General features: G+C 71.4%; 18 protein-coding genes and 1 riboswitch. Of the genes, 8 read left to right on the top strand and 10 right to left on the bottom strand.

The genetic code is table 11. The features are described from left to right. Nucleotides 1–8 precede the first annotated feature (8 nt). From groL to thrC, 4 genes are all read right to left on the bottom strand, one after another. Nucleotides 9–1,631, bottom strand: a complete 1,623-nt coding sequence (groL, locus tag ACN6LM_RS22195) for a chaperonin GroEL (RefSeq protein WP_136201462.1) — start codon at nt 1,629–1,631, stop codon at nt 9–11. A gap of 369 nt (nt 1,632–2,000) precedes the next feature. Continuing rightward, nucleotides 2,001–2,207: a cold-shock protein gene (locus ACN6LM_RS22190; protein ID WP_003967346.1), complete on the bottom strand. Its 207-nt coding sequence runs from the start codon at nt 2,205–2,207 to the stop codon at nt 2,001–2,003. 355 nt (nt 2,208–2,562) lie between these two features. Continuing rightward, the gene (locus tag ACN6LM_RS22185; protein WP_018101573.1) at nt 2,563–2,841 is read right to left on the bottom strand and encodes a MoaD/ThiS family protein; all 279 of its coding nucleotides are present in this window, start codon (nt 2,839–2,841) and stop codon (nt 2,563–2,565) included. A 28-nt stretch (nt 2,842–2,869) separates the two neighbouring features. Further along, nucleotides 2,870–4,162, bottom strand: coding sequence for a threonine synthase (thrC, locus tag ACN6LM_RS22180; protein ID WP_445067119.1), 1,293 nt, complete (start codon nt 4,160–4,162; stop codon nt 2,870–2,872). Between the two features lie 17 nt (nt 4,163–4,179). Then, nucleotides 4,180–4,306: riboswitch (SAM riboswitch) on the bottom strand. Between the two features lie 153 nt (nt 4,307–4,459). On the opposite strand from thrC, the gene ACN6LM_RS22175 reads away from it, so the two are divergent. Both ACN6LM_RS22175 and ACN6LM_RS22170 read left to right on the top strand, forming a co-directional pair. Next, complete coding sequence (locus ACN6LM_RS22175; protein ID WP_445067118.1) at nt 4,460–5,398, top strand: glucosyl-3-phosphoglycerate synthase; 939 nt, start codon at nt 4,460–4,462, stop codon at nt 5,396–5,398. Nucleotides 5,399–5,461: 63 nt separating this feature from the next. Then, nucleotides 5,462–6,853, top strand: coding sequence for an alpha,alpha-trehalose-phosphate synthase (UDP-forming) (locus ACN6LM_RS22170; protein WP_445067117.1), 1,392 nt, complete (start codon nt 5,462–5,464; stop codon nt 6,851–6,853). Here ACN6LM_RS22170 and otsB read toward each other — a convergent pair. The 3 genes from otsB to ACN6LM_RS22155 all read right to left on the bottom strand — a co-directional run bounded on the left by otsB (nt 6,850) and on the right by ACN6LM_RS22155 (nt 9,470). Then, a complete protein-coding gene (otsB, locus tag ACN6LM_RS22165) occupies nt 6,850–7,683 on the bottom strand; it encodes a trehalose-phosphatase (protein ID WP_445067116.1) in 834 nt (277 codons plus the stop codon). The genes ACN6LM_RS22170 and otsB overlap by 4 nt on opposite strands. Before the next feature lie 204 nt (nt 7,684–7,887). After that, nucleotides 7,888–8,148, bottom strand: coding sequence for a DUF3263 domain-containing protein (locus tag ACN6LM_RS22160; RefSeq protein ID WP_164401777.1), 261 nt, complete (start codon nt 8,146–8,148; stop codon nt 7,888–7,890). Between the two features lie 44 nt (nt 8,149–8,192). After that, the gene (locus ACN6LM_RS22155) at nt 8,193–9,470 is read right to left on the bottom strand and encodes an ABC transporter substrate-binding protein (protein WP_445067115.1); all 1,278 of its coding nucleotides are present in this window, start codon (nt 9,468–9,470) and stop codon (nt 8,193–8,195) included. A gap of 266 nt (nt 9,471–9,736) precedes the next feature. On the opposite strand from ACN6LM_RS22155, the gene ACN6LM_RS22150 reads away from it, so the two are divergent. From ACN6LM_RS22150 to ACN6LM_RS22130, 5 genes are all read left to right on the top strand, one after another. Further along, nucleotides 9,737–10,645, top strand: coding sequence for an SIS domain-containing protein (locus tag ACN6LM_RS22150; RefSeq protein WP_445067114.1), 909 nt, complete (start codon nt 9,737–9,739; stop codon nt 10,643–10,645). A gap of 246 nt (nt 10,646–10,891) precedes the next feature. Next, the gene (locus ACN6LM_RS22145) at nt 10,892–11,785 is read left to right on the top strand and encodes an ROK family protein (RefSeq protein ID WP_445067135.1); all 894 of its coding nucleotides are present in this window, start codon (nt 10,892–10,894) and stop codon (nt 11,783–11,785) included. Then, nucleotides 11,785–12,945, top strand: a complete 1,161-nt coding sequence (gene nagA / locus ACN6LM_RS22140; protein WP_445067113.1) for an N-acetylglucosamine-6-phosphate deacetylase — start codon at nt 11,785–11,787, stop codon at nt 12,943–12,945. Before ACN6LM_RS22145 ends, nagA begins: the two co-directional genes overlap by 1 nt. A 158-nt stretch (nt 12,946–13,103) precedes the next feature. Further along, on the top strand, nt 13,104–14,048 hold the full coding sequence (locus ACN6LM_RS22135; protein ID WP_445067112.1) for a 1-phosphofructokinase family hexose kinase: 945 nt from the start codon (nt 13,104–13,106) through the stop codon (nt 14,046–14,048). A gap of 63 nt (nt 14,049–14,111) precedes the next feature. Then, entirely contained in the window at nt 14,112–14,963 is an 852-nt protein-coding gene (locus ACN6LM_RS22130) for a class II fructose-bisphosphate aldolase (protein WP_445067111.1), read from the top strand. A gap of 71 nt (nt 14,964–15,034) precedes the next feature. On the opposite strand, the gene ACN6LM_RS22125 is transcribed toward ACN6LM_RS22130, so the two are convergent. Beyond that, on the bottom strand, nt 15,035–16,024 hold the full coding sequence (locus ACN6LM_RS22125) for a carbohydrate-binding protein (RefSeq protein WP_445067110.1): 990 nt from the start codon (nt 16,022–16,024) through the stop codon (nt 15,035–15,037). A gap of 143 nt (nt 16,025–16,167) precedes the next feature. Next, nucleotides 16,168–17,802 carry a diguanylate cyclase CdgB gene (gene cdgB, locus ACN6LM_RS22120; RefSeq protein ID WP_445067109.1) on the bottom strand — a complete coding sequence of 545 codons (1,635 nt, stop codon included), beginning with the start codon at nt 17,800–17,802 and terminating at the stop codon, nt 16,168–16,170. Nucleotides 17,803–18,127: 325 nt separating this feature from the next. Here cdgB and ACN6LM_RS22115 point away from each other — a divergent pair, with 325 nt between their 5' ends. Beyond that, nucleotides 18,128–18,634, top strand: a complete 507-nt coding sequence (locus ACN6LM_RS22115; protein WP_445067108.1) for a flavin reductase family protein — start codon at nt 18,128–18,130, stop codon at nt 18,632–18,634. Nucleotides 18,635–18,675: 41 nt separating this feature from the next. On the opposite strand, the gene arfB is transcribed toward ACN6LM_RS22115, so the two are convergent. Then, nucleotides 18,676–19,110: an alternative ribosome rescue aminoacyl-tRNA hydrolase ArfB gene (gene arfB, locus ACN6LM_RS22110; protein WP_164401788.1), complete on the bottom strand. Its 435-nt coding sequence runs from the start codon at nt 19,108–19,110 to the stop codon at nt 18,676–18,678. Nucleotides 19,111–19,205: the final 95 nt, after the last annotated feature.

Genomic DNA, 19,205 nt, shown 5'->3' with positions numbered 1-19,205 from the left:
CGTCAGGATCAGAAGTCCATGTCACCGCCCGGCATGCCGCCCGGAGCGGCCGCGGCGGCCTTCTCCGGCTTGTCGGCGATGACGGCCTCGGTGGTGAGGAACAGCGCGGCGATCGACGCGGCGTTCTGCAGGGCGGAGCGCGTGACCTTCGCCGGGTCGAGAATGCCCTCGGCGATCATGTCGACGTACTCACCGGTCGCGGCGTTGAGGCCGTGACCGATCGGCAGGTTGCGCACCTTCTCCACGACGACGCCACCCTCGAGACCACCGTTGACGGCGATCTGCTTCAGCGGGGCCTCGAGCGCGAGCTTGACGGCGTTGGCGCCGGTCGCCTCGTCACCCGAGAGCTCCAGCTTCTCGAAGACGGCCGAAGCCTGGAGCAGAGCCACGCCACCACCGGCGACGATGCCCTCCTCGACGGCGGCCTTGGCGTTGCGCACCGCGTCCTCGATGCGGTGCTTGCGCTCCTTCAGCTCGACCTCGGTGGCGGCACCGGCCTTGATGACGGCCACGCCGCCGGCCAGCTTCGCCAGGCGCTCCTGGAGCTTCTCGCGGTCGTAGTCCGAGTCGGAGTTCTCGATCTCGGCACGGATCTGGTTGACGCGGCCCTGGACCTGGTCGCTGTCACCGGCGCCGTCGACGATCGTCGTCTCGTCCTTGGTGATGACGACCTTGCGGGCGCGGCCGAGCAGGTCGAGACCGGCGTTCTCCAGCTTGAGGCCGACCTCCTCGGAGATGACGGTGCCGCCCGTGAGGATGGCGATGTCACCGAGCATGGCCTTGCGGCGGTCGCCGAAGCCCGGGGCCTTGACGGCGACGGACTTGAAGGTGCCGCGGATCTTGTTGACGACCAGGGTCGACAGCGCCTCGCCCTCGACGTCCTCGGCGATGATCAGCAGCGGCTTGCCGGACTGCATGACCTTCTCCAGCAGCGGAAGGAGGTCCTTCACGTTGCTGACCTTGGAGTTCACGATCAGGATGTACGGGTCGTCCAGGGACGACTCCATGCGCTCCATGTCGGTGGCGAAGTACGCCGAGATGTAGCCCTTGTCGAAGCGCATACCCTCGGTGAGCTCCAGCTCCAGACCGAAGGTCTGGGACTCCTCGACGGTGATGACGCCTTCCTTGCCGACCTTGTCCATGGCCTCGGCGATGAGCTCGCCGATCTGGGTGTCGGCGGCGGAGATGGAGGCGGTCGAAGCGATCTGCTCCTTGGTCTCCACGTCCTTGGCCTGCTCCAGGAGGGCGGCGGAGACGGCCTCGACGGCCTTCTCGATGCCCCGCTTGAGAGCCATCGGGTTCGCACCCGCGGCCACGTTGCGCAGACCCTCGCGGACGAGCGCCTGGGCGAGAACGGTGGCGGTGGTCGTACCGTCGCCGGCGACGTCGTCCGTCTTCTTGGCGACCTCCTTGACCAGCTCCGCACCGATCTTCTCGTACGGGTCCTCCAGCTCGATCTCCTTGGCGATGGACACACCATCGTTGGTGATCGTGGGGGCGCCCCACTTCTTCTCGAGGACGACGTTGCGACCCTTGGGGCCAAGGGTGACCTTGACGGCGTCGGCGAGCTGGTTCATGCCGCGCTCGAGACCGCGCCGGGCCTCCTCGTCGAACGCGATGATCTTGGCCATGTGAAGTGGTCCTCCCGGACAGGGGTGGATTGCTCCGGACCGAGTGGCGCCCGCGACGGACGGCCTGCGTGCCCTGCGGTTCCTTCCCCGCCTGGCGTGCGGGCCTCACCGGCCCGGTCCAAAAATTCTGTCACTCTCACCTGGAGAGTGCTAAGCCCAATGATTAGCACTCGACCCCGTTGAGTGCAAGCGCCCAAGGCTCCTTGAGGGGTGGTGGTCGGGCGACGGGAGGGCGCAAGCGCCTCCGGCCGGAGTGCGGACAACCTCCGACCGCCCCCGGCGCGCTCCCGGCACGACGAAGGGCCCGTACCCCTAGGTACGGACCCTTCGTACGAGCGTGGCGTCGCGGCCGACGTGCCGTGCCGCGCTTCAGCCGACGGCGAGCTTGACCATGTCCGCCTGCGGCCCCTTCTGGCCCTGCGAGATCTCGAACTCGACCCGCTGACCTTCTTCGAGGGTGCGGTACCCGTCCATCTGGATCGCGCTGTAGTGGACGAATACATCCGCACCACCGTCGACCGCGATGAAGCCGTACCCCTTCTCCGCGTTGAACCACTTGACGGTGCCCTGAGCCATGCCTAACTCCCCTGTAACGTGTGTGCGCCGAAGCGCGTCGACCGCGGCTGAATGTATCTGCCCAACTGCCCTGTGCGACAGGTCAATCGGACGACAATTCTGCGCAGCACCGATCGCCCGAATACGGGGAATTCATGAGCTTGCGGGGCAAGTCGGGCCCGGCAAAGGTGACTTATGGAACAAGAGGCCCGGGCACATTGGCTGCTTCTGATCGTGGCGCGGCGCATTCTCATATGCGAGGGGCACGGGCAGCGAAGGGGACTTCCCACACTCTACCCCGCTCAACCATGCAGAATTGCCCCCTCCGCTTCTCTCGCGGAGGGGGCAATTACGGTGACGCAGAGGAGTCGTTGACTCAGCAGCCGCCGGCCACGGCGGGGATGATCGAGACGCCGGCACCGTCCGGGGTCGCCGCGTCCAGGCCGCCTTCAAAGCGCACGTCGTCGTCGTTGACGTACACGTTGACGAAGCGGCGCAGCTTGCCCTGGTCGTCCAGCACGCGGGCGGCGATGCCCGGGTGGTCCTTCTCCAGCGAGGCGATGACCTCGGAGAGGGTCGCGCCCTCGGCCGGAACCTCGGCCTGGCCGCCGGTGTAGGTGCGGAGGATGGTGGGGATGCGGACCTTGACGCTCATGGCGGTGCCTTCCTGAATTCTCGGGTGGTCAGCTGGTGGCGAGTCCGGCGGCGCGGAAGGCGTCCAGGCTCGGGCGGATCGTGGCGGTCGCCTGTGAGGTGTCGGCCACCGCGTCCAGCGTCTTGAGGCCGTCACCCGTGTTCAGGACGACGGTGGTGAGCGCCGGGTCGAGCAGGCCGGCGTCGATCAGCTTCTTCGTCACGCCGACCGTCACCCCGCCCGCCGTCTCGGCGAAGATGCCCTCGGTGCGGGCCAGCAGCTTGATCGCGTCCACGACCTGCTCGTCGTTCACGTCCTCGACGGCGCCGCCGGTGCGGCGGGCGATGTCCAGGACGTACGGGCCGTCGGCCGGGTTGCCGATCGCGAGGGACTTGGCGATCGTGTTCGGCTTCTGCGGGCGGACCACGTCGTGACCGGCCTTGAAGGCGGTGGAGACCGGGGAGCAGCCCTCGGCCTGGGCGCCGAAGATCTTGTACGGCTTGTCCTCGACCAGGCCGAGCTTGATCAGCTCCTGGAGGCCCTTGTCGATCTTCGTGAGCTGCGAGCCGGACGCGATCGGGATGACGATCTGGTCGGGCAGCTGCCAGCCGAGCTGCTCGCAGATCTCGTACGCCAGCGTCTTGGAGCCCTCGCCGTAGTACGGACGCAGGTTGACGTTGACGAACCCCCAGCCCTCGCCCAGCGGGTCACCGATGAGCTCGGAGCAGAAGCGGTTGACGTCGTCGTAGTTGCCCTCGATGCCGACCAGCTCACCGCCGTACACCGCGGCCATGACGACCTTGCCCTGCTCCAGGTCGTGCGGGATGAACACGCAGGAGCGCAGGCCCGCCCGGGAGGCGGCGGCGCCGACCGCACCGGCGAGGTTGCCGGTCGAGGAGCAGGAGAGCGTGGTGAAGCCGAAGGCGCGGGCGGCCTCGACGGCGATGGCGACGACGCGGTCCTTGAAGGAGTGCGTCGGGTTGCCCGAGTCGTCCTTCACGTACAGGCCGCCGGTCACACCCAGCTCGCGGGCGAGGTTGTCGGCCTTGACCAGCTTGGTGAAGCCGGGGTTGAGATTGGGCTTGTCGGCCACGTCGGCGGGCACCGGCAGCAGCGGCGCGTAGCGCCAGATGTTGTTCGGGCCGGCCTCGATGCGCTTCTTCAGCTCGTCGGGGGAGCCGCTCGGCAGGTCGTACGCCACTTCGAGCGGCCCGAAACAGGACGCGCAGGCGAAAATGGGACCGAGTGCGAACCGTTCACCGCACTCGCGGCAGGAAAGGGCCGCGGCGGGACCGAGGTCCACGGAAGATTCGGTGTTCGCTGCGACAGTCTCAACAGCCATGATGGCGAGGCCCTTTCTCCTCATCTTCCTCACGACGCGTTTCGCCGCGAGACGGAATTGGCACCTTCCCCACCTGACCTCGCGGTCGGCAGGAGGGTTGCCGGGACTTCAACGGGCCGTTCCCTCTGTCCCTCTGGATGAGCGCTGTGGCGACGGATCATGGATCCGCGCGTTTGTCGGCGGACCGACCCCGGCATGCGATGGCCGTCCGCGTTGTTCAAGACTGTAACCGAAGGACCGGACGGGTGAGATAGCCGTCCGTACCGCGAGATGGATCACATACAGGGAGTATCGACCGTGCTCGAAGAGGTCGAACGCTGGCTGACCAGGCGTTCCTGGTCGGCCGCCGACCACCCGCCGGCGAGTGTGCGGACCGCCGCGAACGGTACGGGCGTCAGCGTCGTTCTACCGGCACTCAACGAGGCCGCGACCGTCGGGGACATCGTCGCGACGATCCGGCGCGAGCTGATGGAGCGCGTTCCGCTGGTGGACGAGCTGGTCGTGATCGATTCGGGCTCCACGGACGCCACCGCCGAGGTCGCCCGCCGCGCGGGCGCCCGCGTCGTCCACCGCGACGCGATCCTGCCCCGCCTCCCCGCCGTCCCCGGCAAGGGCGAGGTGCTGTGGCGGTCGCTCCTGGTCACCAGCGGCGACATCCTGTGCTTCATCGACGCGGACCTGAAGGACTTCTCGGCCGACTTCGTCTCCGGCATCGTCGGCCCGCTGCTCGCCCGCCCCGAGGTGCAGTTCGTCAAGGCGATGTACGACCGGCCGCTCGGCGAGCTGCCGGGCCAGGGCGGCCGCGTCACCGAGCTGGTGGCCCGCCCCCTGCTGAACCTGCACTGGCCGCTCCTCGCCGGCTTCGTCCAGCCGCTGGGCGGCGAGTACGCCGTACGCCGCTCGCTCCTGGAGCGGCTGCCGTTCCCGGTCGGTTACGGGGTCGAGCTCGGCCTGCTCGTGGACGCGCTGCACACCGTGGGCCTCGACGCCCTCGCCCAGGTGGACGTCGGCGTCCGCGTCCACCGCCACCAGGACGGCCAGGCGCTCGGCCGGATGGCCGCCGCGATCTACCGCACCGCGCAGGTGCGGCTCTCCCGGGGCCATCTGGTGCGGCCCGCGCTGACCCAGTTCGAACGGGGACCGGACGGATTCGTTCCGCACACCTACCCGGTGGACACGCAGGAGAGGCCGCCCATGTGCGAGATCGAGGAGTACGTGGCACGCCACGCGGCCTGATCACGACCCATCCCGTCCGACTTCGTACGTTTGGGCGGATCGGGTTCGGGCTAGATTCCGGCCATGGTCTCCGAGCACGCCCCCCAGCCCGCTGCCCAGGTCCTCGTCGCGTCCAACCGCGGCCCCGTCTCGTACGCCCTGGGCGACGACGGCACCCTCGAAGCGAAACGGGGCGGAGGCGGACTCGTCTCCGGCCTCAGCGCCGTCGACGACAAGATGTGGGTCTGCGCCGCCCTCGGCGACGGCGACCGCGAGGCGGTGCGCCGAGGGGTCGGCGAGCCGGGCGTCCGGATGCTCGACATCGACGCCGGGGTGCACGCCGACGCGTACAACGGCATCGCCAACTCCGTGCTGTGGTTCGTCCACCACATGCTGTACCAGACGCCCGTCGAGCCCGTCTTCGACGCGGAGTTCCGCAGGCAGTGGGCCTCCTTCGAGACCTACAACCGCGCCTTCGCCGAGGCGCTGGCCGAGGAGGCGGGCGAGGGAGCGGCCGTCCTCGTGCAGGACTACCACCTCTCGCTGGTCCCCGGCATGCTCCGCGAGCTCCGCCCCGACCTGCGGATCGGCCACTTCTCACACACCCCGTGGGCGCCCGTCGACTACTTCCGGCTGCTCCCCGACGACATCGCCGAGCAGCTGTTGCGCGGCATCCTCGGCGCCGACCGCGCCGCCTTCCTGACCCGCCGCTGGGCGGACGCCTTCATCGGCTGCTGCACGGAGTTCCTCGGCGGCACCGGCCACACCCGCGTCGGCGTCCACGGCCTGGGCGCCGACGCCGGATTCCTGCGGAGCCGCGCGCACGAGGCGGACGTGGACGAGCGGATGGCGGCCCTGCGCGAGCAGATCGGGCCCGACCGGAAGACCGTCGTCCGGGTCGACCGCACGGAGCTGTCCAAGAACATCGTCCGGGGCCTCCACGCCTACCGCACCCTGCTGGACGAACACCCCGAGTGGCGGGAGCGCGTCGTGCACGTCGCCTTCGCCTACCCCTCGCGCCAGGACCTCGCGGTCTACCGGGAGTACACCGCGGAGGTCCAGCAGGTCGCCGACGCGATCAACAAGACGTACGGCACGGCCGCCTGGACCCCGGTCGTCCTGCACGTCAAGGACGACTTCGCCCGCTCGCTCGCCGCTTACCGGCTGGCCGACGTCGCCCTCGTCAACCCGATCCGCGACGGTATGAACCTGGTCGCCAAGGAGGTCCCGGTCGTCTCCGACGAGGGCTGCGCGCTGGTCCTGTCGCGGGAGGCCGGCGCGTACGAGGAGCTGGGCGAGCACGCCTTCACGGTCAACCCGTACGACGTCTCCGCCACGGCCGACGCACTGCACGAGGCGCTGACGCTCCCGGACGACGTACGGGCCGCCCGCACGGAGCGCCTGGCCGAGGCGGCCACCGCGCTGCCGCCGCAGCAGTGGTTCCTGGACCAGCTGGAGGCGCTGCGCCGCGGTTAGGCGAGCCGGTCGGCGAGTTCCCGCAGGTACTCCACGACCGCGCCGGGCCCGGGCAGGGCCAGGTCGGCGCGCTCGGCGAGCTCCGGCACCTCGGCGCTCCCGCTGCAGATGAGCAGCCCGGGCACGGGGTCCGCCTCGTCCGTGCGCAGATTCTCCACGGCCGCGTACGCGGCGAGGTCGCCCAGGTCGTCGCCCGCGTACAGCACGGACGTGGCGCCGATCTCGCGCACGTACTCGGTGAGCGCGACGCCCTTGTCCATGCCCGGCGGCCGCAGCTCCAGGACCAGCCGCCCCGGTTCGACGATCAGCCCGTGCAGCGCGGCCAGCGCGCCGAGGGGCCCGCGCAGCGCGTCGAACGCGGCCTGCGGGTCGGCGGCGCGCCGCGTGTGCACGGCGAGGGCGCGGCCCTTGTCCTCGGTCCAGGTCTCGTCCCGGAGGCCGGACTCCGCCAGCACGCCGGGGAGTTCCGCGCGCACGGCGTCGACACCCGGGTGCGGGGCGGGGGCGTGCACGGTCCCGGTCACGGCGTCCCAGCGCTCGGCCCCGTAGTGCCCGAGCACGACGAGGTGGTCGAGCCCTTCGACCCCGGCGACCCCGGCGTACCGCACGGCGACGTCGGCGGGGCGGCCGGTGATCACGGCCACGGACGCGACCTTCGGCGCGAGGGCGGCGAGCGCCGCCACGGCTCCGGGGTGCGCCCGCGCCTGCTCCGGGTCCGGCACGATGTCCGCCAGCGTCCCGTCGAAGTCGAGCGCGACGAGGGCCTCGGCCGGTCGGGCGAGGATGGCGTCCAGACCGGTGCGGCCTGCGATTGTCTGTGGGGTGCCCATGTGCCTGAGCGTATCGCCGCGCGTCCCCGATGCGGGGAGGCAGATCAAGCCCCTGCGGCGTCTGAGCAGCGGGGCCCGGGGCAGCGCCCCGAAACCAAGCCCCTGCGGCGTCTGAGCAGCGGGGCCCGGGGCAGCGCCCCGGTGCCGGGAAGGGGCGGGGTGGGGAACAGGCCCGCCGCAGGCGTACCGCGCCCGCTCGCGCCCCTACCGCCTCCCCCGCCGAGCCTCCCGCACGCGCCGAAGGCGATTCACCGTCACCGGGTCCTCCTCCAACGCCCGCCGGTCGTCCAGCAACGCGTTCAGCAGTTGGTAGTACCGAGTGGGCGACAGCCCGAGCCGCTCCCGGATCGCCCGCTCCTTCGCCCCCGCCCCCGCCCACGACTGCCGCTCCACCGCCAGCACCGCGCGATCGCGGTCGGACAGCGGCGCGGACTCGGCAGGGCCGTTCGGGGGGTGGGCGGTCATATCAGCCAATATATGGCGCGACCCGCCCCCGCGGAACGCGGAGGCTACTCCGCCGCCTCCGCCTGCGTGGCGTCCCGCGATATCCGGTCCAGCACACTCTCCGGGTTCGCCCCCGGCTGCACCGCCTTGCCGATGTTCTCCTTGATCGACTCGCTCGCCGCCGCCCAGGACGTCTTGCCGAACGGGTAGAACTCCGACTCCGGCAGCGCCGCCAGGAACTGGTGCAGCGGCTTGTACTTGGCGTCGTCCTCCATGGCCGCGGACGCGCTGCCGGTGACCGGCAGCATGTCGTACATGTCGGCGAACTCGATCACGTTCTTGTCGGTGAACAGGAAGTCGAAGAACTTGCCGATCTCGACCCGGTGGTCGTTCTGCTTGAAGCCCATGATCCAGTCGGCGACGCCCATCGACCCCGCGGTGGGGCCGTGCTCGCCGGGCAGCGGGACCATGCCGACCGCGACGCCCTGCTTCTGCGCCTCGTCCATCAGCGTGGGGTGGCCGTTGAGCATGCCGACCTTCCCCTTCGAGAACTCCTCGAACGCCTTCGCGCGGTTCAGCTCGCCGGGGGCGACCGGGCCGACGAGGCCCTTGTCCACGAGGTTCGACTTCAGCCAGTCGAACGTCTTGGCGTTCTCGTCGGAGGCGATGTCGTACGAGCCGACCTCGTCGGTGTAGCCGCCGCCCCCGCTGAGCATCCACATCAGGGTCTCGGCCTGGGACTCCTCCGGACCGAGCGGCAGCGCGAAGGGGTAGGACACCCCGCGCTGCTTGAGCGCGGCGGCGTCGCCGGCTATGTCGCTCCAGGTCTTGGGGGCGTCGAGGCCGGCCTGCGAGAAGAGCTTCTTGTTGTAGAAGAGCAGCCGGGTGGAGGCGACGAACGGCAGCCCGTACTGGATGCGGTTGACCTGCCCCGCCTCGATCAGCTTCGGCAGGAAGTTGGCCTGGGTCGGGATGCTCAGCATGTCGTCGGCGGAGTAGAGCTTCCCGGCCTTCGCGTAGTCCGCGTAGGCGCCGATCTGCGCGATGTCGGGGGCCTTGCCGTCCTTGACCATCTTGGCGACCTCGCGGTCGACGTCGGTCCAGGGCAGGACGGTCACCTCGACCTTGATGCCGGGGTGGGACGCCTCGAAGCTGCGGGCGATGCCGTCCCAGTACTTGTCGGACTTGTTCGCCTCGCTCGTGCCGTAGTCGGCCGCGACCAGCTTCAGCGTCACATCGCCGGAGCCGCCGTCCGCGCCGCAGCCCGACAGCGTCGCCGTCATCCCCAGTACGGCGACAGCCGCCGTCAGTCCCAAGTAACGCCGCTGCACAGCTCTGTCCATCCTCGTCGATCGCACTGCCCGCGGCTACCGCGTCTGTGCGGGGCGCTCCGGGTGAGCTGCGATTTTGCCCGCCACCGGCATAGAGGTCTACACCACGGAGGTCTCGCTTCCACAACGCAGCAGCATTGCACGGGACCTGTGGCGACTGCTAAGTAGGTCTCGACGTAAGGGCCTTATTGGTCCAGACCTTCAACCGACGGCACGTCAGTTCCCGTACCAGCCCACCCCGTCGCGCCCGACCCGCCCAGCACGAGGAGCCGCTCCGCATGTCGCGTACCGCATCTGAGATTGCCACCCAGCCCAGCTGCTGGCGGCGCGCCGCACAGGCGGGCGCGGAGTTCGAGGGACTGCCGAAGCCGGGCGAGCGCGTCGCCGTCACGGGCTGCGGCACCTCGTGGTTCATGGCCATCGCGTACGCGGCCCTGCGGGAGGCCGCCGGGCAGGGCGAGACGGACGCGTACGCCTCCTCGGAGTTCCCGGTGGGACGGCCGTACGACCGGGTGGTCGCGATCACCCGCTCCGGCACGACGAGCGAGGTGCTGGCCCTCCTGCGCGAGCTGCGCGGAAGAACCGCGACCGTCGCGCTGACCGGCGACCCGGAGACGCCCGTCATGGCGGCCGCCGACGCGGTCGCGGTGCTGGACTGGGCGGACGAGGAGTCAGTGGTCCAGACCCGGTTCGCGACGACCGCGCTCGCCTTCCTGCGGGCGGGCCTGGAGGCGGCCGGTCCGCTTCCGGCCGGCGTGAAGACGGTCGCCGAGGCGGCGGTCGACGCGGAGCTGGCGGTGACCGAGCCGCTGGACGAGGCGGTGGTCGCGGCCGAGCAGTGGACGTTCCTGGGGCGCGGCTGGACCTACGGCCTCGCCCAGGAGGCCGGGCTGAAGATGCGCGAGGCGGCCGGCGCCTGGACCGAGTCGTACCCGGCGATGGAGTACCGCCACGGCCCGATCGCGATCACCGGTCCGAACCGGGTGGCCTGGGTCTTCGGCGCCCTGCCCGAGGGGCTGGCCGGCGAGGTCGCGTCGGTCGGCGGGACGCTCGTCGCCAACGGGGCGGCGGACCCGATGGCCGACCTGATCCGCGCGCAGCGGCTCGCGGTGGTCCTGGCCGAGTCGAAGGGGTACGACCCCGACCGCCCCCGGAACCTCTCACGCAGCGTGATCCTGCCGGAGTAGGCCCTCCCGGGACCGGAACCGGGACCCGATCGAGCCGGAACCGGGCAGACACCGGGCCGGATCGGGCAGACGCCGGCCCGGGATCGGGCAGCCTTCTCGACAAACCGGGCCGTTCCCCGTAACCGGTACCGGGATTTTGTATGGGTGCGCAACAAACAGCACTAGTGGACTAGACCTTTTGGGGTCGCTCGGGCGAAACTGTTTCCCGTGAAACACGTCATCGCCCTCGATGTGGGCGGCACCGGAATGAAGGCCGCACTGGTCGGGGCCGACGGCGCCCTGCTCCACGAGGCACGGCGCGCGACCGGCAGAGAGCGCGGCCCCGACGCCGTCGTGGAGTCGATCCTCGCCTTCGCCGCCGACCTGCGCGCATACGGCGAGGAGCACTTCGGCGAGAGCGCCGTCGCGGCCGGTGTCGCCGTGCCCGGCATCGTCGACGCGGAGAAGGGGATCGCCGTCTACTCGGCGAACCTGGGCTGGCGCGACGTGCCCATGCGGCAGCTGCTCGGCGAACGGCTCGGCGGGGTGCCCGTGGCGCTCGGCCACGACGTCCGCACCGGCGGGCTCGCCGAGGGCAGGATCGGCGCCGGCCAGGGCGCCGACCGCTTCCTCTTCATCCCGCTCGGCACCGGAATCGCCGGAGCCATCGGCATCGCCGGCGCGATCGAGGAGGGCGCCCACGGCTGCGCGGGCGAGATCGGCCACATCGTGATCCGGCCGGACGGCCCGGACTGCGGCTGCGGTCAGCGCGGCTGCCTGGAGACCCTGGCCTCCGCCTCCGCCGTCAGCCGCGCCTGGGCGGCCGCGTCCGGCGACCCGGAGGCGGACGCCGCCGACTGCGCCAAGGCCGTCGAATCCGGCGACCCGAAGGCCGACGAGGTCTGGCGGAACGCCGTCGACGCGCTCGCCGCCGGACTCGTCACCGCGCTCACCCTGCTGGACCCGCGCACCCTCATCATCGGTGGCGGGCTCGCCGAGGCCGGGGAAACCTTGTTCACACCACTCCGTGCGGCTGTCGAGGAACGCGTCACGTTCCAGAAGCTGCCCCACATCGTCCCGGCGGCCCTCGGGGACACCGCCGGATGCCTGGGCGCAGGGCTGCTCGCCTGGGATCTACTCTCCACGGAGGTATCCGCCTGATGGCCGGACGCGCAGACAGCACCGTTCTCGCAGGGGCCCGGGTGGTGCTGCCCACCGGCACCGTCGAGGACGGCCGGGTGACCGTCGAGGGCACCCGCATCTCCCGCACCGGGGCTGAGAACGCCCCGGTCCTGGACCTCTCCGGCCACTGGATCGTCCCCGGCTTCGTGGACATGCACAACCACGGCGGCGGCGGCGCGTCCTTCACCTCCGGCACCGTGGACGAGGTCCTGACCGGCGTCCGCACCCACCGCGAGCACGGCACCACCACCCTCGTCGCCTCCACGGTCACCGGCGAGATGGACTTCCTCGCCGAGCGCGCCGGCATCCTCTCGGAACTGGTCGAACAGGGCGACCTCGCCGGCATCCACTTCGAGGGCCCCTTCATCTCCCCCTGCCGCAAGGGCGCCCACAGCGAGGTCCTGCTGCGCCACCCGGACCCGGCCGAGGTCCGCAAGCTGATGGACGCCGCGCGCGGCACCGCGAAGATGTTCACCCTCGCCACCGAGCTGCCCGGCGGCATCGAGTCCGTACGGCTGCTCGCCGAGCACGGCGTCATCGCGGCCATCGGCCACACCGACGCCACGTACGAGCAGACCGTCGAGGCGATCGACGCCGGCGCCACCGTCGCCACGCACCTCTACAACGCGATGCCCGGCATCGGGCACCGCGCGCCCGGCCCGATCACCGCGCTCCTGGAGGACGAGCGGATCACCGTCGAGCTGATCAACGACGGCACGCACCTGCACCCGGCCGCGCTCGGACTGGCCTACCACCACGCGGGCGCCGACCGCGTCGCCCTCATCACCGACGCCATGGACGCGGCCGGCTTCGGCGACGGCCGCTACCAGCTCGGCCCGCTCGCCGTGAACGTCGAGAACGGCGTCGCCCGGCTGGTCGAGGGCAACTCCATCGCCGGCTCCACCCTCACCCTGGACACCGCTTTCCACCGTGCCGTGACCATCGACCGCATCCCCGTCGAGGACGTGGTCACGTCCATCTCCGCCAACCCGGCACGGCTCCTCGGCGTCTACGACAAGGTCGGCTCGCTGGAGCCCGGCAAGGACGCGGACCTGGTCGTCCTGGACGAGGACTTCCGGCTCAAGGGCGTCATGCGCAAGGGCGAGTGGATCGTCCGCCCCGAGGCCGCGACGCGCTGACCCGCCCGGAAGACACGTAACGAAGAGACGGCGGTTGGCCCCGGGGTCTGGGCCGACCGCCAGCTCTTTGGCATGATCGCCTGGGAAACCAGCACGGAAAGCGCGTTCCGGCAAGGAATCAGCGCGCAGCACGGACCGAACGCGAAAGGGCGGCCGCGGTGATCCTCACGGTCACGCTGAACACGGCACTCGACCTCACCTACTCCGTCCCCGCCCTCGTACCGCACTCCAGCCACCGGGTCACCGACCTCTCCGAGCGCCCCGGCGGCAAGGGCCTCAACGTCGCCCGCGTGCTCACCGCCCTCGGCCACGACACCGTCGTCACCGGCTTCGCCGGCGGCGCCACCGGGACCGTCCTGCGCGACCTGCTCGCCGCGCTCCCCCGGCAGAGCGCCACCCTCACCGACGCGCTCGTCCCCGTCTCCGGCGACACCCGCCGCACCCTCGCCGTGGCCGACGCGGCCACCGGCGACACCACCCAGTTCAACGAGGCGGGACCGCACGTCACCGCCGGAGAATGGGCCGCCTTCCTCGACGCGTACGCCGGTCTGCTGAAGACCGCCGACGCCGTCGCCCTGTGCGGCAGCCTCCCGCCCGGCATCCACGTCGGCGCGTACGGCGAACTCGTCCGGCTCGCCCGCACCGCCGGCGTCCCCGTCCTCCTGGACACCAGCGGCGAGCCGCTGCGCCGGGGCATCGCCGCCCGCCCCGACCTGATCAAGCCGAACGCCGACGAGCTCGCCCAGCTCACCGGCTCCCGCGAGCCCCTGCGCGCCACCCGCGACGCCCGTCGCCGCGGCGCCCACGGCGTCATCGCCTCACTCGGCCCGGACGGCATGCTCGCCGTCACCCCGGACGGCGTCTGGCGGGCCTCGCCGCCCGCCCCCGTCAAGGGCAACCCGACCGGAGCGGGCGACTCCGCCGTGGCCGGGCTGCTGTCCGGGCTCGTGGAGTCCCTGAGCTGGCCGGACCGGCTGCGCCGGGCGGTGGCACTGTCGACGGCGACCGTGCTGGCCCCCACCGCGGGCGACTTCGACCGCACGGCGTACGAGGAGCTGCTGCCGCGCGTCGCCATCGAGGAACACGCAGCGGGGGCGGCCTGAGCGCCGCGCCCCGCCCCGCACCGGGCCCGCCTGCCGGGTCCGGAGAAACAACAGAGGTCAGCAATGCCGCTCGTCAGCACCGGTGAACTCGTCTCCGCCGCCCAGGCCCGGGGACGCGGGATCGCCGCCTTCAACGTCATCACCCTGGAACACGCGGAGGCCATCGCCACCGGCGCCGAACGGGCCGGCGCGCCCGCCATCCTCCAGGTCTCCGAGAACGCCGTGAAGTTCCACGGCGGCCGGCTCACCGCCATAGCCGCGGCCGCCGCCGCCGTCGCCCGGACCTCCTCCGCGCCGCTCGCCCTGCACCTCGACCACGTCGAGTCCGTGGACCTGCTCCACCAGGCGCACGACGAGGGCTTCGGCTCCGTGATGTTCGACGCGTCCAAGCTCTCCTACGAGGACAACGTCCGGGCCACCGCCGAGGCCGTCGCCTGGGGCCACGAGCGCGGCATCTGGATCGAGGCCGAGCTCGGCAAGGTCGGCGGCAAGGAGGGCGAGGCCCCGCTCGACGCCCACGCCCCCGGCGTCCGCACCGACCCGGACGAGGCCGCCGCGTATGTCGCCGCGACCGGCGTGGACGCCCTCGCCGTCGCGGTCGGCTCCTCGCACGCCATGACCGAGCGCACCGCCGCCCTCGACCACGAGCTGATCGGCCGGCTCCGCGCCGCCGTCCCCGTCCCGCTCGTCCTGCACGGCTCCAGCGGCGTCCCGGACGACGAGATCCGCCAGGCCGTCGCCGCCTCCGGCATGGTCAAGATCAACGTCGGCACCGCCCTGAACACCGCGTTCACCGGCGCCGTCCGCGCCCACCTGGCCGGGAACGCCACGGGCGTCGACCCCCGCAAGTACATCGCCCCCGGCCGCGAGGCCATGGCCGCGACGGTCGCCGGGTTCCTCGCCCTGATGGGCTGAGCGGACCGGGAACGCGCCGGCCCCCCTCGCCTCCGGAGGCGAGGGGGGCCGGAAAGTCGTACGCCGTACGGTCAGCGGGTCTGGTGACCGGCCTTCAGTGACAGCTGGTCCAGATTGGCGTCGCACTGGTCGCCCTCGTTGCACGAGATCATCAGCGTGTTCTGGCCCTTGACGAGGTTGACGTAGGCGTACGTCGTCGTCCAGCCCTTCTCCAGGTCGCCCTCGGGGGCGTGCGCGAAGTTCTCCATGTTGATGGAGCGCGGGTCCTCGGAGTTGACCGTCAGCGAGGTCTTGGCGTCCTTGCCCGGTACGCCGTACGTCACGAACAGCGTGTACTCACCGGCCTCCGGCACCTCGACCGTCCAGGTCGCCGACCGGCCCACCTCGTTCAGGTTGATGTACTGCCCGTTCGCGCTCTTGGCACCCTTCACGGTGTTGTCGAGCTGCGCCGAGCCGCCCAGGTGGAGCGAGGCCGCGTCCTGCTTCGGGAGCTCCGCCGGGGCCGAGGAGGACGGGGACGACTCCGGTGTGGGGGACTCCTCGACCTGGGAGCCGGGCTCCTGCGAGGAGTTCGCCTCGGCCTTGTTGTCCTTGTCGCCGTCGCTCGTCATCAGTGCCACACCGATGCCGATCAGCACCACCGCGACCACGGCGACCGCCGCGACCAGCAGACCCTTGGTGTTCGGACCGCCCTTGCCGGAACCGCCGCGACCGCCCTGCTGCGGCACCTGCGTGGTGGCCGCGCCGCCGGGATACGTCTCGGGAGCGGCGTACTGCGGGTTCGGCCGGCCGTAGGCGCCGTTCTGCTGGCCGTACTGCCCGTTCGGCTGGCCCTGGGGCGCCTGGGGCGGGTAGCCGTACGCCTGCTGCCCGTACTGCCGCTCACCGACGGTCCGCACCTGGTTGTACGAGGTCCGGGGCACACCGGGCTGGGCGGCGGGACCCGGGTAGCCGTAGCCACCCTGCCCCGGGGGCTGCGCACCGGCCGCCTGCCCGTCCTCGTAGAGGTAGCCGAACGGATCGTCGTCCTCGGGTGTGCTCGCGCCGTTGTTCCCGGCCATCCCTGGGTCACTCCTCACCATGTCGCCAGCCGTCGCCGAATATCGCCAGCCCTCGCCGACCGGCCGAGCCTACCTCGAATGGCCGATGTCAAGAATTGACAAGGACCTCGGCGGGAACCCGGGCGGGGACGCGCGGAAGAACGTCAGCCTGCCCTGCGGTGAACCTTCGACCGCGACCGCTTCTCCACGTACATCCGCTGGTCGGCGGAGCGCAGCACCTCTTCGGCGGTCATCCCGCAGGCCGCCCAGCCGATGCCGAAACTCGCCCCCACACGCACCGCGCGCCCGTCGACCCGAATGGGCGGAATGATCGCATTTCGCAGGCGAACCGCCAGGTCAGCGGCGTCCGCCGCACCCAGGCCGTCCGCGAGGACGACGAATTCGTCACCCCCGAGCCGGGCGACGGTGTCCCCGTCCCGGACACAGGTGGTCAGCCGCCTGGCCACCTCGATGAGCACCACGTCGCCCGTGTGGTGCCCGAAGCGGTCGTTGATCGACTTGAAGCCGTCCAGGTCGCAGAAGAGGACCGCGAGCCCCTTCGCCCCGTCGTCCTTCGATGTGTCCGGCGCCACCGCGTGCACATGGTGGTCGAACGGGTGCGCACCCGGGCCGGTGACCGGGTAGTGCCCCCGCGTCTCGTCCACGTCCCCGTACGCCGCGTCCAACGCCTCGACGTCGGTCGTCGCCGCCGCGTCCGGGCGGGCGCACAGCCGGGCGCCGAGCCGGGTCCGCAGCTCCGCGCTGTTGGGCAGCCCGGTGAGCGCGTCGTGCGAGGCCCGGTGGGCGAGGTTCAGCTCATGGCGCTTGCGCTCCTCGATGTCCTCCACGTGCGTCAGCAGGAAGCGCGGCCCGTCCGCCGTATCCGCGACGACCGAGTTGCGCAGCGACACCCACAGGTACGAACCGTCCCGCCGCCCCAGGCGCAGCTCGGCCCGGCCGCCCTCGGCGGAGGTACGGAGCAGGGTGCCGATGTCCTCGGGGTGGACCAGGTCGGCGAAGGAGTAGCGGCGCAGCACCGACGCGGGGCGGCCCAGCAGCCGGCACAGCGCGTCGTTCGTCCGCAGCAGCCGCCCCTGCTGGTCGCCGCCCAGCTCGGCGATCGCCATCCCGCTGGGGGCGTACTCGAATGCCTGGCGGAAGGATTCCTCACTGGCCCGGAGCGCCTGTTGCTCGCGCTCCAGCCGGACCAGGGCCCGCTGCATGTTGGCCCGGAGCCGGGCGTTGCTGATCGCGATGGCGGACTGCGACGCGTACATATGGAGCGCCTCGCGTCCCCAGGCGCCCGGGCGGCGTCCGTTGCGCGGCCGGTCGACGGATATGACGCCCAGGAGGTCCGAGCCGCCGCCGGAGGCGTACATCGGGGCGTACAGCCGGTCCTGCGGGTGCCACTCGTCCTCGAAGCGGGGCTCGGGGCCCTCCGTGTGCCACTGCGGCACGTCGTCGTCGAGGAGGACCCAGCCCTCGGTGTGCGGTATGAAGCGCAGCCCGTCCCACGCCTCGCCCATGAGGAGCCGGCGCTCCCAGGAGGCGCGGGAGCCGACCCGGCCGGTGATCAGGGCCTCGGCGGCGTGGTTCCCGGCGAGGGCGGCGACGACGAGGTCGCCGTCGGGGCGGACGAGGTTGACGCAGGCAAGCTCGTAGCCGAGATTGGCGACGATCCCGTCGGCCACGGTCTGCAGTGTGTCGGCCAGGCTTCGCGCCGTGTTGAGATCGGCGACGGCCTGGTGCAGCTGCCGCATCGTCGCGAGACGGACGTAGGGCTCCGACTCGGCGTCCATCGCTCGCACTCCCCGAGACCTCGACAGCACTCCAGAATTCATATCGACGTACATGACGTACTTACTGCAGTGTCACGGCCACTGAATCACAGCGAGCTGTGCACTCGGTACACAGGGTCAGCAAATATTGCAGTCTGTGACTCAAGTCACAAACGAGCGGGAAGAGGTCGGGGCAGGTCAGAGGGGTGGCGGAACCCGGCGGTCCTAGGACCCGGCTGGTCCCCTGGCCCGATGCGGGGACCCCGGACGCGCGGCTAGCGTTCCCGGTGTGTTGCAGACGAAACCCCCCACCCCGCGTACCGAGCCCGTCCCCCATGCTGAGGGGGTGAGCAACGAAGAGTTCCGTGCCGCCCTGTCCCGGCTGGCGGCCGGCGTGGTGCTGGTCACCGCCCAGGAGCCGCCGCTCGACGAGAGCGGACGCGGCGAGGACGTCGGCATGACCGCGACCGCCTTCATGTCCGTGTCCCTGGACCCGCCGCTGGTCATGGTCAGCCTGCGCAACGACTCCCGGATGGACGACCTGCTCGCGGAGCAGCCGCTGTGGGCGGTGTCCGTGCTGGCGGAGAGCCAGCGGCACATCGCGGGCCGGTTCGCGATGAAGGGCCGGATCAGCGACCGGCTGCTCTTCGAGGACATCCCGTACGTACGCGGCGAGGTCACCGGTGCCCCGCTGGCCGGCGGCGCGCTCGCGACGCTGGAGTGCCGCACGGAGCAGCGGGTGGTCGCGGGCGACCACACCCTGGTGATCGGCCGGGTGCTGGCGGCGCGGGTGCCGAGCGGGGACGGCGGGCCGCTGACGTACTTCCGGGGCAGGTACCGGCAGCTGGGGTGAGGACCACGCGGCCGGAAGCCACCGCCGCGTCCTGGACCGCGCTACCAGTCCCGTCCCGAGCGGCCCCTCTTCGTATCGCCGCGCTGCTTCTTCTCGCGCAGCCGGCGTTCGTTGATCCCGCGGGGGACCTTCTTCTTCACGCGCGGCCTGGGCGGCGGGGCGGACGCCTCCGCCAGGAGCGCCGCGAGGCGTACGGCGGCCGTCTCGCGGTTGCGCCACTGCGAACGGTGCTCGGAGGCGCGTACCGCGATCACGCCACCGGTCAGCCGGCCCGCCAGCCTCTCCAGCGCGCGTTCCTTCCACACCTCGGGCAGCGCCTCGGTGGCCGCGAGGTCGAAGCGCAGTTCGACCTGGGAGTCGCTGGTGTTGACGTGCTGGCCGCCGGGCCCGGAGGACCGCGAGAAACGCCACATCAGCTCGGCCTCCGGCAGGGAGACCGAACCTCGGATGACATAGGGCCCGGACATGACACCCATGTTCCCCGCCCCACCAGCAGTTCGTCACCTCTTTTTGCGCGTCCCGGCACCCTTCGGCAAAGAAAGTAAAGGCGCGCGGAACCTCGCGGTCCCCT

This window comes from Streptomyces sp. SAS_281 (genome assembly GCF_052542855.1).
The sequence above is the reverse complement of the archived record's forward strand: the minus strand, read 5'-3'. Positions and strand labels throughout refer to the sequence as shown.